We start from the raw sequence: 14948 nt of genomic DNA, 5'->3' as shown, positions 1-14948 counted from the left end.
GCAGGAGATCTCGACGATGCTTGCCCGGGCCAGGAGAGAACTGAAAAACGCACTGAGAAGCGCGCGCTCGGCTCTGTTGCCGGCGCTATTGCTGGCGCCGTCGCTGTGCCTGATGTGCGCACCGCAGCCGGCGTATGCGGCGCAAGCCGGGCAGGTGATCGTCGACACCGACATCGGCGACGATATCGACGACGCGTTTGCATTAGGGCTGCTGTTGAACAGCCCCGGTTTCGAAATCCTGGGGTTTACCTCGGCCTGGGGCGACACCGGATTGCGCATGCAGCTGCTGCAACGCCTGCTGCGCGAAACCGGACATGACGGCATCCCGATTGCGCGCGGCATCGCCACCACCAGCATGACGCCGTTCACCCAGGCACGCTGGGCCCAGCGCGGCAGCCTGCCGGAACCGGCGCCGCCGGCGGTCGATTTCCTGTTGCGGCAGATACGTCAGCATCCGGGCCAGATCACCTTGATCGCCCTCGGTCCCTTGACCAACATCGGCGCGGCGATAACGCGCGACCCGGCCACTTTCGGCAAGCTCAAGCGAGTGGTAATGATGGGTGGGTCGGTGCGGGCCGGCTACAGGAAATCGGAATATGCGGCGCCGCGTCCGGCGGACAAGGAATACAACATTGCGGCCGATATCCCGGCTGCGCAAAAGCTGTTTGCGTCGGGTGTGCCTATCGTGATGATGCCGCTCGATTCGACCCAGGTCCGGCTGGACGAAGTCGAGCGCGGCGCCCTGTTTGGCCATGGTTCGCCGCTGACCGATGCGCTGACGCTGCTGTACCACCAGTGGACCGACAGCTACCAGCCCTGGTCCAGCACTACGCCGACGCTGTTCGACGCGGTGCCGGTGGCCTACCTGGCCGACCGCGGCATTTGTCCGACCACGCCGCTGCGCATCGTGGTCGACCAGGACGGCTACACCAGGGAGCAGCCCGGCGCGCCAAACGCCGAAGTCTGCCTGGCGCTCGACAAGCGACTGTTCATGGAGCTCTTCATGCAGCGCCTGCTGCAATAATTACCGCGCTCACTGCGCCGTCTTGTCCGACGGATATTGCAGGGAATCGCGCAGCAGGTAACCCATCGGCATGTTCAGGTTGCTGCCTTTCGGGCCATTCGGCTGGGTGAACCAATAGCTGTAGATTTTTTTCAGTTCGCCTTCATTGATCAGCCGCACCATCTCCTGGTCCACCACTTTCTTGAAGGCCGGATCGTCCTTGCGGAGCATCAGCGAATACGGTTCGATCGAGAGCGGATCGCCGAGGATCGTGTAGTCGGCAGGATTCTTTGCGGTCGAGCGCAAGCTGTACAGCAGCACGTCGTCCATCGCGTAGGCATCGGCCTTGCCTTGTTCGACGAAGGCGAACGATTCGGCATCGTCCTGCGCTTCCAGCACCTTGATGTTCAGCGAGCGCACATTGCTGCGGTCGTTGACCAGGTCGATGGTGGTGGTGCTCTTGGTGATCACCATGGTCTTGTTGCGCAGGTCCGACCAGTTTTTTATGCCGCTGCCGTTCTTCACCACCATCCGCACGCTGGAAAAGAAATGCGGCACGGTGAAGCCGACGCGGGTGCGGCGCTCGGCGTTATTGGTGGTCGAACCGCATTCGAGGTCGGCCTTGCCGTCGATGATGCTGGAGAAACGGGTGCTGGAATCGACCGGCAGGTACTGCACTTTCAGGTTCGGCAGCTTCAGCTCGCGCTTGACGGCGTCGGCGATTTTCTGGCAGAGGTCGATCGAATAACCGACGATCTGCTTGTTGTCATTGGTGTAGGAGAAAGGTGCGGTCTGGCGGTAGGCGAAGGTGATGGTCTGGCTGTCGCGGATCTTGCCGAGGGTATCGCCTGCGGTTGCAGCGAGCGGCGCCAGGATAAAAAACAGGGTAAGGCCGTGCTTGATGGCACCATGCATAACGTAAGCTCCCAATGAGTCGCGCCCGGCAGATCAGGCTGCCGGAGAATAGATTAAGGAGCAGATTTCCCCGCGACAAATATATCAGTAGTTCTGGCGCTTGCGGTGCTTGTGTTACAAATTGATTGTCTCAATTCGGCGCGGCGTTTCCGCCCAAGGCTTGGGGCGGAAACGCTGCTGGCGGCAGCTTACGGTTTAGCGGAATAAAAGCGGTATATCGCCTTGTAAGGCACGCGAACTTCTTTCCCCAGCTGAGCCTGGTCGCAGCCATCGGCAGGCGCATTGCCGCCGGATGTCTGCAGGCGCTGGATGCTTTTTGTCAGGCCGAACACGCCGATACCGTCAGTCGATTTTGCATTGAGCAGCAGCCACGGGATGGCGCCCGCCTCGGGCGCATCGCTGTGCGCCTGCAGTGCGCCGACTACCTTGCTGCCGTCGGTCGACTCCCAGGTCGGACCGGCGTAGTGCTTGCCTATCTTCTCGCCGGCGTTATCGAACAGATCAGCTTCCGGTGCCACGAAGCGCCACTCGAACTGCGTTGCGTCCGCTTTGGCAACGGCGCATTGGTAAATTTGTACGCCTGTCGCCTTTACCTCAAGCGACAAGGTCTGCGTGTCTGCCACCTTCAGGCTGTCGGGCACCACGATCGTCGTCGTGACCGGTGAACTGGCGCAGCCTGCGAGCAGCAGTGCGGCCCAGGCCGCTGCTGCCGTGCCTAGCATCTTTCTTGTCATTTTGCCTTCTCCATTGTGTGGATCGATAGGATCTGCCTGTTTCCAGCGCGCCTATTGTAAAGCGCCCGGCTAGCCTCTGCTTTTGAACCAGGCCGCGGTGGCGGCGTCGGCTGGAAAGAATGACTCTATCCTCAGCTCATGCACGGTGACGTCGTGCGGCGTACCCATGGTGGCGATCGAAGTGAACAGGTTGAGTTCGACACCGTCTTTTCTGAGGGTCATCGCCAGGAACGGCAAGACGCGCGTGTCCAGGTTCGGCGTCTGGCTGGCGGCCTTGATGCCGGGCAGCGCCAGCAGCTGTTCCAGCAGCCTGGTGGCTTCGCTGCCCGGACCGTCGCTCATGGCTTCGCGCTGTATCCAGTGCAGCAGGTCGGCGCTGACATCCTGCCAGTTGACCAGGTGCTTCCTGATCGCCTGCGGGTCCAGCATCAGCTGCAAGACGTTGACGCCTTCGCGCGGGATCGGCTGGCTGTCGGGCATGTCCAGCAGCCAGCGGATCATCATGGCGGCCGGGCCGTTGCTCATCACCAGGTTCCACAGGCGGTCCACCACTAGCGCCGGATAAGGCGCCTGCTGGGCCAGCATGAAATCCAGCGCCTGCTTGACCGCGGCCAGTTCGGGATCGGACAATTTGCGCTCCTGGTAGGCCGGCGCGAAACCCGCCGCCAGCAGCATCACATTGCGCTGGCGCAGCGGAATGTCGAGCGCTGTGCCCAGCTTCAGGATCAACTCGCGGCTCGGCTGCGAGCGTCCGCTTTCCAGGAAGCTGATGTGGCGCTGCGAGATATGGCTTTCGGCCGACAGGCGCAGCTGGCTATAGCCGCGCTTGTCGCGCCAGTAACGCAAAGCCGTGGCGAAGTCATTGAAATAGCGATTGTGTGCGGCCTGCTCCATGCCTGTTTTTTCTGCGGCTTGCGATGCGCCCATGAATTGTCTCCAAAGATTTACCGGGCAGTGTAGCCCGGCAGCCAGGGATTTCAAACCGGCAGGTTCATCGCATCCAGGAAACCGATGACGCTGCTGATGCGTCCGTCCGCCGCCAGCACCACGATGTCGGTGCCGATGGCGACCGGCTCGGCGCCGTCGGCGGCCAGGGCCCAGGAAAAGCGCACGACATTGTTATGGCCGTCCTGATTGCCGTGCAACTTGAAACGCAAGCCGGCAAACTGCTGCTGTACCGCGCCTATCATGGCATCCAGCCCGTCATGGCCGGCGTTGCTCATCATCGGATCGACGTAGGTTGCTTCTGGGGTAAATGCGGCTGCTATCAGTGCGCGGCGGCGCACGGCGTCGGTTTCGTCCCAGGCTGCGATGTAGCGGCCGGCGATGGACGCGGCTTCATCGGCGATATTCCGGGCATTGGCGCTGGCGGTGCTGGTCATGGTGGTGCTCCTTCAAGGATGGGTTGGGAGAGTTGCGTTGTCGTTGACGACAAGAGCATTCTCCGCCCAGCATCGGGCACGGTCGATTACGTCCCAGGTAATCAAATGGAGGAAACTAGGGCGCCGCCACCACGCCCGCCAGGGAAAACAGCAGCGCGCCCTTCCCGCCCGGCGCCTTGAGCAGCGCCGTGATCGGTTCATCGCCGGCGCTATGCTCCAGCGTGAAATGGCGGCCGCCGTCAGTGCTGCGCAACATGGTGCCGCCCATGCCGCCGGCCGCCAGTTCGCGCCCGGACAGTTGGGTAATATCGGTCAGCGATTGCGTTGTGCCGGAAGCGACCGGCTGCCAGCTCTTGCCGTCATCGGCGCTGCGTATGATGTGGCCGCGCATGCCGACCGCGACCACGGTGCTGGCGCCGTTCTCAGAAAAGGCGGCGGCGCTCCAGAGCGAGCCCTTTTCGCCGCTGTCGATTACATCCCAGTGTTTGCCGCCGTCTTCCGAGCGGAATACAGCGCCGGCTTCGGCCATGATCAGCAGCGTGCCGCTGGCGGTCGCGACAATCCGGTACAGGTGGCGGTCGGCGGCGTCGCCGTTGCTCAGTTTTATTTCGGTCCAGGTCGCGCCGCCGTCGCTGGTGCCCAGGGCCATGCCGAACAGACCGACCGCCAGGCCCTTGTCGGCATCGCCAAACCAGATCGACAATATCGGCTGCTCCTGGCCATACTGCTGGCGCAGCAGGTTCCAGTGTTCGCCGCCGTCGGCGGTTTTCAGCACCACGCCGTCATGGCCGGCGGCCCAGCCGGTGTTGCGGTCGATGAAGATGACCGAGGTCAGCATGGTGCGGGTCGGCACGCTGCGCGCCTGGCGGTACCGTTTGCCGTCGTCGGACAGCAGGATCACGCCATGGTCGCCGACGGCTACGATCCTGCCGCCTGCGGTGCTGGTCGCCGCCAGCATGGCCGTGCCGGCGGCTTGCTGGCGCAGCTGCGCGGGCCGGTTGGTCGGCCAACCGGAGTTGGCCGCTTCGGCCGCAGACGAGTTGGCGCCGGCAGCCGCCAGCAAGAGACACAAGATGGCAGGAATCACACGCATATTCTTGGATGTCGATGGCATGGGTTTCCTCAATGAGCAACGGACGACGTCATGCGCGGCATGCCGGCGCGGCGCGGAAAGATGGTTTCCAGCACCACAGCGAAGGCCGGCAGCAAGGTGACCGCCATGACCATGTTGACCAGGAACATGAAGGTCAGCAGCTTGCCCATGTCGGCCTGGAACTGCAGCGGCGAAAACGACCAGGTGGCGACGCCTATCGACAAGGTCAGCGCGGTAAACACGGTTGCCACACCGGTTTCGTGCAAAGTGCGCTCGACAGCGTCGCTGATCGCTATGCCGGCTCCCAGGTGCAGCTGCAAACGGTTATAGATGTAGAAGGCGTAGTCGACGCCGATGCCGGTGGCCAGCACCATCACCGGCAAGGTGGCCACGGTAAGGCCGATGTTCAGGTCCTTCATGAACCAGTAGCCGAGCCAGGTCGCTACGGTCAGCGGCAGGCAGCAGGCCAGCATGGCGCGCCAGTCGCGGTAGGCGATCAGTACCAGCAGCAGGATGGCGGCGTACACGTACAGCATCATCGGCAGTTCGCTGCGTTCCAGCACTTCATTGGTGGCGGCCTGCACGCCGGCGTTGCCGCTGGCCAGGCGGATATTGACTCCGTCCAGCCGGTTGGTCCGGCGAAACTGTTCTACCGCGGCGACCACGCCCTTGATGGTGGTCGCCTTGTGATCGCTCAAATACAGGTTGACGCCCTGGGCCCGGCAATCCGATGAGGAAAAACCGTGCAGCTGGTTGTTGGCGCTGCCGAACTGCGAACCCAGGCCGCGCGCATCGCGCGTGATGGTGGCCATCTTCGGGTTGCCTTCATTGAGGCCGGCATTCACGCCCTTGAGCACGTCGGCCACCGAACGGATCGACAGCACGCCCGGCACGCCGCTCATCTGCTGCGCAAAATCGTCCATGAACAGCTGGGCGTCGGGACGCGCGCAGGCATCCAGCTGGCCCGCCGGCGCTACCTCGAACACCACCGTCAGCCAGTCGAGGCCGACGTCGAAGCGAGCGGTGATGTCGGCGGCGTCGCGGTTGAAGCGCGCTTCCGGCCGCAATTCCGCGGCGCCGGCCTGCAGGCTGCCGACGTGGCGACCCTGGCTTTGCCATACCGCCACGCCGAACAAGGCAGCGCCCAGCGCCACTACTATCCATGCGTTGCGCGGCCGCGCCACCAGCGCCAGGCCGCCGAGCCAACGGCTGTGCTGTTCGCGGCGGCCGATGGCGCGTTGCGCATATTCCTGCGAAAAGCTGAAATACGAGGCGGCGACCGGCAGCATCACCAGGTTGGTGACGATCTTGTAGCCGACGCCTATCGAGGCGGCAATCGCCAGTTCCCGGATCATCGGGATCGGGATCAGGGTCAGCGTGATGAAGCTGATGAAGGCGGTCACCAGCGCCAGCGTGCCCGGTATCAGCAGGCCGGTGAAACTGTGGCGCGCGGCCTGTTCGGTATTCCGGCCGGCAGCGATTTCGCGCACGATGAAATTGATCTGCTGCACGCCGTGCGAGACGCCGATGGCGAACACCAGGAACGGCACCAGGATCGCCAACGGATCGAGGCCGAAACCGAGCAGCCGCAGGGTGCCGAACTGCCACACCAGCGAGCTGAGCGAACAGACCAGCGGCAGCATGGTCAGCCGCAGCGAACGGCAATACCAGTAAACCGAGAGCGCGGTCAGCAGCAAGGCGATGCCGAAGAATTCCATGACGCGGCTGGCTTCTTCGCCGATATCGCCGATGGCCTTGGCGAAGCCGATGATCTGGATCTCGACGTCGGCGTTTTCGAACCGCTTGCGCACCTTGTCTTCCAGCAGCTGGTTGAAGACGCGGTAATCCAGCGCCTGCCCGGTCTGCGGGTCGCTATCCTGCAATTCGGCCAGCACCATGGCGCTGGTCTGGTCGCGCGAGACCAGGTTGCCGAGATAGCCGCCGGCGGCTACCCGGCCGCGGATGTCGGCGATCACCTGCGGATTGAGCTTGTCGGGAATGATGTCGCCGCCGGTAATCGGCAGCGCCTTGAAACCCTCTTCCGTGATTTCGGTAAAGAATACATTCGGCGTCCACAGCGACATGACGCTGCTGCGGTCTACTCCCTGCAGGTAATTGACCGCCTCGGTCACACCCAGCAACTGGCGCAGCACCGGCGGGTTCCAGATCGTGCCGTGGCATGCGTGCACCACCACGATCAGGCGGTTGGCGCCGAACAGCGCTTCCCGGTACTGGTTGAAGGTCTTGATGTATTCATGCTGCTGCGGCAAGGTCTTTTCAAACCCGGCCGACATGCGCAAACCCAGCGTCAGCACCGCCATGCACAGCGTAAAAACGCCAAACGCCAGCAGCACCGCAAAACGCCGCCTGAAAAGAACCGATTCCAGCCCTGCCACCAGCCGCTGCAGCCGGCCATCCTTGGCGGGACCCTGGGTTGAACTACTGCTCATGCCTGCATCCGATCACTGGTTAATCAGAACGACGTTGTGAAGCTGAAGGTGGCGAAATCGCGGTCGCGGCTCAGGTTGGACAGGCCGCCGCCGTAATTGTGGGTGTAGTCGACCCGCATCTTGGTGGCCGGCTTGGTCTTGAAATCCACAGTCAGCCCCAGTACCACCGCACCCGCGCCCTGGATGAATCCCGGCAAGGCGCTGGCCGACACGCCGGACATGCCGTACGACAGCGACAGGTCCGGCGCATAGGAAGCCTGGCCGCCGAATGCAGCCGGATAGTTGACGCCGATCTGCGCCACCAGGCCGCTGGAGAGCTTGGTCGGCTGCCGGTAATCGGAAGTCACCGAATAGGGAATGCCCTGGTTGAGATCAAGGTCCGGATAATAGGCCGCCGCCAGTTCCGAGGTAAACGTGCCCTCGGTGGCGCCCAGCGCGCGCAGCAGGCCGCCGAAACTGCCGCCCGGAGTGAAGATGTTGAGCGCGGTCAAGTGGAACTGGTATTTCTTCTGGTCGACGGCGCCGCGGCAGACGTAGCCGGTGGGGCGGTAGTTGGCCGGATTCAGGTCGGCGTTGCAGTAATACGGATTGTTCGGGTTGCTGATGATGGTCGGATCGATAGGGGTGCTTTCCTTCGGCCGGAACGACAGCTCGGTGCCGAAGGCCCAGTCGCCGGCACGGGTGTTGTAGGAGACGCCGAACAGGTTGCGGTCCTCGGCGTAATCCAGGTAAATTTCCTGCCAGCCGAACGGGTTGGCGGTGGTGCCCTGGTTGACGCGGATGCTGGCGAACGGGATCTTGTCGTGATAACGGATGTAGTACAGGCCCAGTTCGTCGCCGCTCTCAGGAAAGGTATAACGGGTCGACAGGCCGAACTGGCCGCTGTTCCTGGGGTTGTGGTCGATGCCGCGCGGGATCACGCTGCCGCTGTGGATCAGCGGGCCGTACAAGGGATTCAGGTTGGGATCGCCCAGCTCGCTGGCCGATAGCTGGCGGTTGAACGGCAGCCCGGTGCTGGGATTGACGCCGATGATGCGGGTGCCGGTATCGCCCACGGTGCCGGGCGGCGCCGGCGGCAGGCCGAACTGGCCGGTGACGGAATTGACCAGCGAGGTCGGCAGGAAAGCGCCGGTGGAGCCGCGGCCGACGATGTCGCTGGTGGAGAAGAAGGTGCCGACCGGATCGAACTCGTAACCGTTCCAGCGCGTCTGGTAATAACCCTCGACGCTCAAGCCCTTGGCCACCTCGGCATTCAGCGACAGGATAGGCGCCGGGCGGAAGATCTCCTTGAGCTGCACGCCGGGGCTGTGCGCGCGCCGCACATCGATGGCGTTGATCGAATTGATCCCGCCGGGAATGAAAATGTCCTCGCCCCAGCTGATCACCTGATTGCCGACCCGCGCCCGCACCGGATGCTCATCGATCTCGAATTCCTTGTTGACGTAGGCGTCCAGCAGGCGGATGTCGTGCACCGCATGGCTGCGCGCATCGGGCTCAAGATCGGCATAACGGGTGCGGTCGGCGGCGAAATCGTAGGACCATGCAGCGCGCATCAGGCCGCTCCAGCCGTCCGGCGCTTTCAGGAACAAGTCGTGCACGCCGCGCAAGGTGGCTGAGAACACCTGCCCGCTTTTATAGTTGAGGTTGCCGTTGTCCTGGTTCAGCCTGGTCAAGTCGTACGACTGGTTGAAATTGACCGGATCTCGCCGTGCGATGCCGATCTGGTCGCTGCTGGCGCAGCCGCCGTTGTCCTGGCCGATGAAGGCGCAGTTGGGGCTGGAGGTGCGCACCGCCATGCCGAAGGAAATCGAGGAGTCGAAGCTGCCCCTGAGGCCGTTGCCGAGGTCGAACTGTTCCGCCCTGGCCGTCTGGCTGAACACCGTCGAGCTGCCCCATACCAGGGCCACCACCATGCTCGGCTTGAAACCGGAACGCCTGCCCTTCGCCATCTTTCTCGCCATCTTCTTCATTCTTCTCTCCCCGGGATACGAATAAACTGCGCGATTTTTTGTGGCCGCATTTTTGCGGACGCCTGTCAGCGGGTGGCAAAGCGGCGCAAGCCGTCAGGTTCGAACATCGATTCCTTGACCCTGCCTTCGCGGCCGGCCAGCCAGTCGGATTGTTTCTGTCCGGCCGGGATGCGTTCGGCGATGTAACGCCCCAACGACAGGTCGTAACTGGCGTAACCCTCCTGCACGCAAGCCGGCAGTTCGGTCGCCATCACTACTCCGCTTTCCATCACGCGCTGCACCTTGCCCTGGCCGTCGTACAGGTCTTGCACCAGGATCTGCCAGGAATCCTCGTCCAGGTAAAAGGTCCGTTTCGGGAAGGTATGGCGCGCGCCCTGCTTGACCGTCGCTTCTATTTCCCACACGCGATGGGTTTCGTAACGGGTCAGGTCGCGGTTGAGGAAAGTCGGCTGCACCACGTCGCCGATCTTGTTTTCCACCGCGTTGACCTTGTTCCAGTTGTAGGGAACGATCATTTCCTTCTTGCCGACCAGCTTGTAGTCGTAGCGGTCCAGCGGACCGTTGTACATGGTGTACTGGTCGATGGTTTCGAGGTTTTCATCGTTCAGGATAGGGGCGTCGTAGGAATAGGTCGGCGCGCGGCGCACCCGGCGCTGACTGGCGAAGTACAGCCAGATATCGTTGGTCTTGCCGATGTAGGCGTGCGACAAGGTGACGTCGCCGGCGAACTGGGCCGGCGCGATGTAGGGGCTCAGGTAAAGCGACTCGACGCCCTTGGCGCCGGCGATCGTGTTGTTCTTCGGGTTCGACAGCGGGAACATGATGTAGTCTTCCTGTATCAGCGGCTCGCCGATGCCGCTGCCGCCTTTCGGCGGAATCGCCGTGGCGTAGGCCCAGGTCAGGCCTTCGCCCTGGTAGCGCATCTTGAAATTCCACATCGCCTCGACGCCGTTGGCCGGCATCGGAAACGGGTAGCCGGCGGTCTTGGCTTCCACCAGTTCGTAGCCGTTTTGCCCGATCTTGGCGAAACCGACATTTTCCTTGCTGCGCTGGTACACCACGTCCGGATAACCGCAGGAACGGTGGGTCGGATAGACATCCATGCGGTAACCCTTGATGCTTTTGATCAGCTGCACCTGGCCGGGCGACAGCTTGGCGGCATATTTATCGAGATTGGCGGCGCTGATCGAGGCCAGCGGCTTGTCGGCCGCATAGGGATTCGGGCGCGGCTGGCCGGCCTTGTAGCCGCCCGGCGCAGTGACGTCGCCGCCGCTCCAGGCCGGGATCGTGCCGTCCTTGTTGCCCGCCTTTTCGGCGCCGACCGGCGTCAGTTCCGCGCCCAGCCTGGCTGCCTGTTGCGCCCACAGCGGCGCGGTCAGCAGGCAGCAGGCCCAGGCGGCAGACAACAGCAGTACGGATGCTTTCGGTTTGATCGGGTGCATTTCACGTCTCCTCGCAGGTCAAATCACAACTTAATTCGATAAACTTTCGATAAACGGCGGCATCGGCCGTCAGCGCACCAGCAGTTTCATCATCATCTGGAAAGTCTTTCCATAAGGCGGCTTGAACAGCGACAGCCCGTTGATGGCCGACTGGTGGAAAATCGGCTTCATCTTCGACAAGGTCTGGAAACCGTACTCGCCGTGGTAGGCGCCCATGCCGCTGGCGCCAACGCCGCCGAACGGCAGGTCGTCCTGCGCGATATGCAGCAAGGTGTCGTTGATGGAAACGCCGCCGGCCACGGTATTGCGCATCACCTGGTCGATGTTTGCCCGGTTCTTTTCAAACAGATACAGCGCCAGCGGACGCGGATGTGCATTGACGTAGGCGATCGCCTGCTCCAGCGAGCCATACGGCAGCAGCGGCAAGAGCGGGCCGAAAATTTCTTCCTGCATGACGCGCATGCCGTCGTTGACGCCGCTCAGGAGCAGCGGCGACATGCGGCGCGATACGGCATCCGATACGCTGTCGGACAACGGAACCGCCAGCGCGCCGAGATGGCCGGCTTCATCGGCCAGCGCCTGCAGCCGCGCAAAATGCTGCGCACTGACAATGCTGGTGTAATCGGGATTGCCGGCCAGGTCCGGGTACAGCTTGCCGAACACGCGCTTGGCTGTGTCGATGAAACGCTGCACCTTGTCCGCCGGCAGCAGCACATAGTCCGGAGCGATACAGGTCTGTCCCGCATTCAGCAGCTTGCCGACCAGGATGCGTTCCACCGCCTTGTCGAAGTCGGCTTCGGGGCCGACGATGGCTGGCGATTTGCCGCCGAGTTCCAGCGTGACCGGGGTCAGGTGTTCGCTGGCGGCGCGCATCACATGGCGTCCGACTGCAGTAGAGCCGGTGAACAGCAGATGGTCGAACGGCAGGCTGGAGAATTCGCGCGCGACTTCGGCATCGCCGTTGACGACGGCGATCTCGTCGGCCGCAAAGCTGGCGCCGATCAGCTGTGCGAACAAAGCGGCAAAACGCGGCGTGTATTCCGACTGCTTGAGCATGACACGGTTGCCCGCCGCCAGCGCCGCGGTCAGCGGACCTACCGCCAGCATCAGCGGGTAGTTCCACGGGACCACGATGCCCACCACGCCCAGCGGCTGCGGCATCAGCTTCGATGCCGCCGGCTTGAACCAAAGGCCGGTGGCGCGCCTGCGCACCCGCATCCAGCGCTTGCCGTGGCGCAGCGCATGGGCTATGCCGGCGACCGAGGGGAACACTTCCGCCAGCTCGGTCTCCTGCTGCGGCCGATTGCTGAAATCGGCCGAAATCGCTGCGGCGATGGCGGCGCGGTTGTCCATCACCAGCGCCCGCAGCCGCCGCAGCCGGTCGGCGCGCGTCGCCCAGTCCGGCATTGGCGCATGGCGGCTGGCCGCGTGCATCGCATCGAAAATCGGACGGGTTTCAAGCATGGCTGGCAATCTCGCGGTGGGTAGTCTGCACTTGGGAAGCGCCTTGCAGGGATGGCCCCGGATCGGAAGACCCGAGCACCGGCCAGTAATCGACAATTTTTCCCTGGCGCAGGATGACCATGGCGCCGAACTGCAGCATCACGGCTTCGCTCTGGGTCGGCCGCAGGAATACATAATCGTCCGGCGCCAGCGCGGTCGCCGCCGAGCCGTTGACGAACTGCTGGTTGGTGCTGTAACCCATCATCGGGTGCTCCAGCAAGCCGCGCGGCGATTCGTAGCGCGCCAGCCAGTGTCCGCCGTAGAGGAAATAGGTAAGGCGCCGGTTCGAGTTCCACCATGCCGCGACTTTCCCGATCCAGTCCGCTCCCGGAATTCTGGTGCCGCCCAGCACCTTGAGCACCGGTGCGGCGATGAACATGGCCGGCTGATGTTCAGCCAGCAGGCTGAGATCGAAATCCGCAGGCTTGAGGAAAGCGGAACCGACCGATATGTCATTGATCAGCGGCTGCTCGCCGTACAGACGGTACGACATGCTGCCGCCGGCATTCAGCGTGAGGCCCTGATGGAACAGCTTGGGATAGGAACTGCTGACCACCTGCATGAAATCCCGGTAACGCTGCAGCACCTTCTCGTGCAGTTGCGCCTGCGTGCCAAAGGCGCGCGGCAACTTGGCGACATGCGGCTCGTATCCCATGAAACCGCCGAACGTCAGGTGCGCCGGATTGCGTTCTATCATTTCCAGCATGTCGGCCAGCACCTTCTCCTCTGCCACTCCGCCCCGGTGCAAGCCGACATCCAGTTCGATATTGATCCGCATGCTTAATCCGCGCTGCTGGGCCAGCGTCAGATATTGCGCCAGGCGCTGCGGCGTATCGAGCAGCCATTGCAGCTGCCGGGCCGCATCGAACGGGCCCTGCAGCTGGTCGTAGAATGCGGCGGCGGCGCGCACCGGCATCGGTTTGCCGAGCAGGATGTCAACCTGCGGGAAGCGCCTTGCCTCTTCGCTCAGGAAAGGCTGGTGGAAAGCCATCAGGCGGCTGCTGCCCGACGCCAGCAAGACGTAGTCAAGCAAAGCCAGCGAAGGCAGCGATTTGGCGACGATGCGCAACGACCTGCCGGGTCCCATGACTTGCCGCACCAGCGCAATGTTATGGTCCAGGCGGTCGAGGTCGATCACCAGGCAAGGGCGCGCCGGACCGTTCCTGCGCAGCTCGGCGTTGAGCGCCGAAAAATAGGAATCGTGGGGCGCGCCGCGATCTTGCGGCCATATGCTTGCTGGCATCATGCCTCCCTTGAATGGATGAACAGGTGGCGCCGCATCGCAGGAGCAAAACGCAACAGCACGCAGAGGACGGCGGCCATGCACAAGATCAGCATGATCACCGCCTGCTGCCAGCCCAATAGGTTCTTGATGCGCTCGAACAGCACCGTCATCGCCAGCACACCCGCGTTTCCCACCGTCCAGAACAGCCCGGCCGCCATGCCGGCATGCGACTTGGGAACAGCCTCATCGATCACCGTCAGCGACAAAGGGAGCAGTGGCAGCCAGAAGAAACCGAGCAATGCGCCGCAAGCGACGCCCCAGGCAGCGCTGCCGGCCGAGAACAGGGGATACAGCAGCAGCGCCGACGGCACCAGGCATGCGGTCATCACGCCGAGCGTGTTGCCGGCGCGAGTGGCGAGCGCGGGAATGATCATGGCGCCGACAATGCCTCCCGCAACCACCGCGGCCATCGCCAGGCCGGCATCGTCGATGCCGAAGCCGCGCGCGCTCCACACCACCTCCAGCCAGGTGGTGGCGGCGTTGAAGCAGCCTTGTATCAGGAAACTGGCGACCAGGATCACCAGCAGCGCGATATTGCTTTTGATCTGGAACGGCGCTTGCGCCTTGGCCTTGGCCTGGATGGCCGGCGCCCGGTACTGCCGTTGGCGGACAAACAGATACGTCAGCAGGAACAGCAGGAAGGCTGCAACTGCGTGTATCGCCATGGATCCGGCCAGGTGGAAGGCGGTGAACAAGAGCGGCGACACCATCATGGCAAGCGCCAGCCCGGCAAAGATGGCGATTGCGCAAATGCCGGTTATCTTGGCTTCGTCGCGCGCCTCGAACCAGTCCGACACCAGCACCGTGATCGGCGTCACCACGAACGGCACCGCGACCGCAATGCCGGTTTGCGCCAGCACCAGCAGCCAGAAACTGTCGATCACGCGCAGCAGGCTGCAAACCGCCATCAAGCCGGTGCCGATGAGCAGGGACAGCCGGTAGCCGCGGCTGTCGATGAGCCCGCCGGCCAGCGCCGAAACCAGGATGCTCATCACCGGGAACACCAGGATCAGCAGGCTGGCGGACAATTCGCTGACGCCGTAGTGTCCCGAAACATAGGTCAGTATCGGCGCGAAGTCGTACCAGAACACCTGCGTCATGATCAACGCGGCGCAGAATATGGCCAGGATTCCCCAGCGCTGCAACGGTAAAGCTTTCACGCCATGCATGT

12 protein-coding genes are annotated in these 14948 nt (G+C 63.1%); 1 reads left to right on the top strand and 11 read right to left on the bottom strand.

From position 1 onward, the window contains the following. Window positions 1–16 precede the first annotated feature (16 nt). Window positions 17–1024, top strand: a complete 1008-nt coding sequence (locus CFU_RS01080; protein WP_014004209.1) for a nucleoside hydrolase — start codon at window positions 17–19, stop codon at window positions 1022–1024. A gap of 9 nt (window positions 1025–1033) precedes the next feature. Here CFU_RS01080 and CFU_RS01075 read toward each other — a convergent pair whose 3' ends face one another. The 11 genes from CFU_RS01075 to CFU_RS01025 form a co-directional block, all read right to left on the bottom strand. Continuing rightward, a complete protein-coding gene (locus CFU_RS01075) occupies window positions 1034–1918 on the bottom strand; it encodes an amino acid ABC transporter substrate-binding protein (RefSeq protein ID WP_050808438.1) in 885 nt (294 codons plus the stop codon). A 188-nt stretch (window positions 1919–2106) separates the two neighbouring features. Then, window positions 2107–2652: a DUF3455 domain-containing protein gene (locus CFU_RS01070; RefSeq protein WP_014004207.1), complete on the bottom strand. Its 546-nt coding sequence runs from the start codon at window positions 2650–2652 to the stop codon at window positions 2107–2109. A 69-nt stretch (window positions 2653–2721) separates the two neighbouring features. After that, window positions 2722–3579, bottom strand: a complete 858-nt coding sequence (locus tag CFU_RS01065; RefSeq protein ID WP_050808437.1) for a helix-turn-helix domain-containing protein — start codon at window positions 3577–3579, stop codon at window positions 2722–2724. Window positions 3580–3629: 50 nt separating this feature from the next. Continuing rightward, a complete protein-coding gene (locus CFU_RS01060; RefSeq protein ID WP_014004205.1) occupies window positions 3630–4034 on the bottom strand; it encodes a nuclear transport factor 2 family protein in 405 nt (134 codons plus the stop codon). A gap of 115 nt (window positions 4035–4149) precedes the next feature. Then, entirely contained in the window at window positions 4150–5148 is a 999-nt protein-coding gene (locus CFU_RS01055) for a WD40/YVTN/BNR-like repeat-containing protein (RefSeq protein ID WP_085959131.1), read from the bottom strand. An 8-nt stretch (window positions 5149–5156) separates the two neighbouring features. Next, on the bottom strand, window positions 5157–7577 hold the full coding sequence (locus tag CFU_RS01050; protein ID WP_014004203.1) for an efflux RND transporter permease subunit: 2421 nt from the start codon (window positions 7575–7577) through the stop codon (window positions 5157–5159). A 23-nt stretch (window positions 7578–7600) separates the two neighbouring features. Then, the gene (locus CFU_RS01045) at window positions 7601–9547 is read right to left on the bottom strand and encodes a DUF1302 domain-containing protein (RefSeq protein WP_014004202.1); all 1947 of its coding nucleotides are present in this window, start codon (window positions 9545–9547) and stop codon (window positions 7601–7603) included. A 65-nt stretch (window positions 9548–9612) separates the two neighbouring features. Next, window positions 9613–10989: a DUF1329 domain-containing protein gene (locus CFU_RS01040; RefSeq protein WP_014004201.1), complete on the bottom strand. Its 1377-nt coding sequence runs from the start codon at window positions 10987–10989 to the stop codon at window positions 9613–9615. Window positions 10990–11058: 69 nt separating this feature from the next. Next, window positions 11059–12453: a coniferyl aldehyde dehydrogenase gene (locus tag CFU_RS01035; protein ID WP_041741041.1), complete on the bottom strand. Its 1395-nt coding sequence runs from the start codon at window positions 12451–12453 to the stop codon at window positions 11059–11061. Beyond that, on the bottom strand, window positions 12446–13738 hold the full coding sequence (locus CFU_RS01030) for an alanine racemase (protein WP_081466381.1): 1293 nt from the start codon (window positions 13736–13738) through the stop codon (window positions 12446–12448). Before CFU_RS01030 ends, CFU_RS01035 begins: the two co-directional genes overlap by 8 nt. Beyond that, entirely contained in the window at window positions 13735–14937 is a 1203-nt protein-coding gene (locus tag CFU_RS01025; protein ID WP_190275210.1) for an MFS transporter, read from the bottom strand. The genes CFU_RS01030 and CFU_RS01025 overlap by 4 nt, the downstream gene beginning before the upstream one ends. Between the last annotated feature and the right edge of the window lie 11 nt (window positions 14938–14948).

The sequence above is a fragment of the Collimonas fungivorans Ter331 genome, assembly GCF_000221045.1.
GTDB lineage: Bacteria > Pseudomonadota > Gammaproteobacteria > Burkholderiales > Burkholderiaceae_D > Collimonas > Collimonas fungivorans_A.
This window is presented reverse-complemented; position numbering and strand designations above follow the sequence as displayed.

What these genes read in the sequence shown, in the direction of transcription:
- CFU_RS01080 (WP_014004209.1), top strand. Translation starts at nt 17, where the DNA reads ATGCTTGCCCGGGCCAGGAGAGAACTGAAAAACGCACTGAGAAGCGCG.
- CFU_RS01075 (WP_050808438.1), bottom strand. Translation starts at nt 1,918, where the DNA reads ATGCATGGTGCCATCAAGCACGGCCTTACCCTGTTTTTTATCCTGGCG.
- CFU_RS01070 (WP_014004207.1), bottom strand. Translation starts at nt 2,652, where the DNA reads ATGACAAGAAAGATGCTAGGCACGGCAGCAGCGGCCTGGGCCGCACTG.
- CFU_RS01065 (WP_050808437.1), bottom strand. Translation starts at nt 3,579, where the DNA reads ATGGGCGCATCGCAAGCCGCAGAAAAAACAGGCATGGAGCAGGCCGCA.
- CFU_RS01060 (WP_014004205.1), bottom strand. Translation starts at nt 4,034, where the DNA reads ATGACCAGCACCGCCAGCGCCAATGCCCGGAATATCGCCGATGAAGCC.
- CFU_RS01055 (WP_085959131.1), bottom strand. Translation starts at nt 5,148, where the DNA reads ATGCCATCGACATCCAAGAATATGCGTGTGATTCCTGCCATCTTGTGT.
- CFU_RS01050 (WP_014004203.1), bottom strand. Translation starts at nt 7,577, where the DNA reads ATGAGCAGTAGTTCAACCCAGGGTCCCGCCAAGGATGGCCGGCTGCAG.
- CFU_RS01045 (WP_014004202.1), bottom strand. Translation starts at nt 9,547, where the DNA reads ATGAAGAAGATGGCGAGAAAGATGGCGAAGGGCAGGCGTTCCGGTTTC.
- CFU_RS01040 (WP_014004201.1), bottom strand. Translation starts at nt 10,989, where the DNA reads ATGCACCCGATCAAACCGAAAGCATCCGTACTGCTGTTGTCTGCCGCC.
- CFU_RS01035 (WP_041741041.1), bottom strand. Translation starts at nt 12,453, where the DNA reads ATGCTTGAAACCCGTCCGATTTTCGATGCGATGCACGCGGCCAGCCGC.
- CFU_RS01030 (WP_081466381.1), bottom strand. Translation starts at nt 13,738, where the DNA reads ATGATGCCAGCAAGCATATGGCCGCAAGATCGCGGCGCGCCCCACGAT.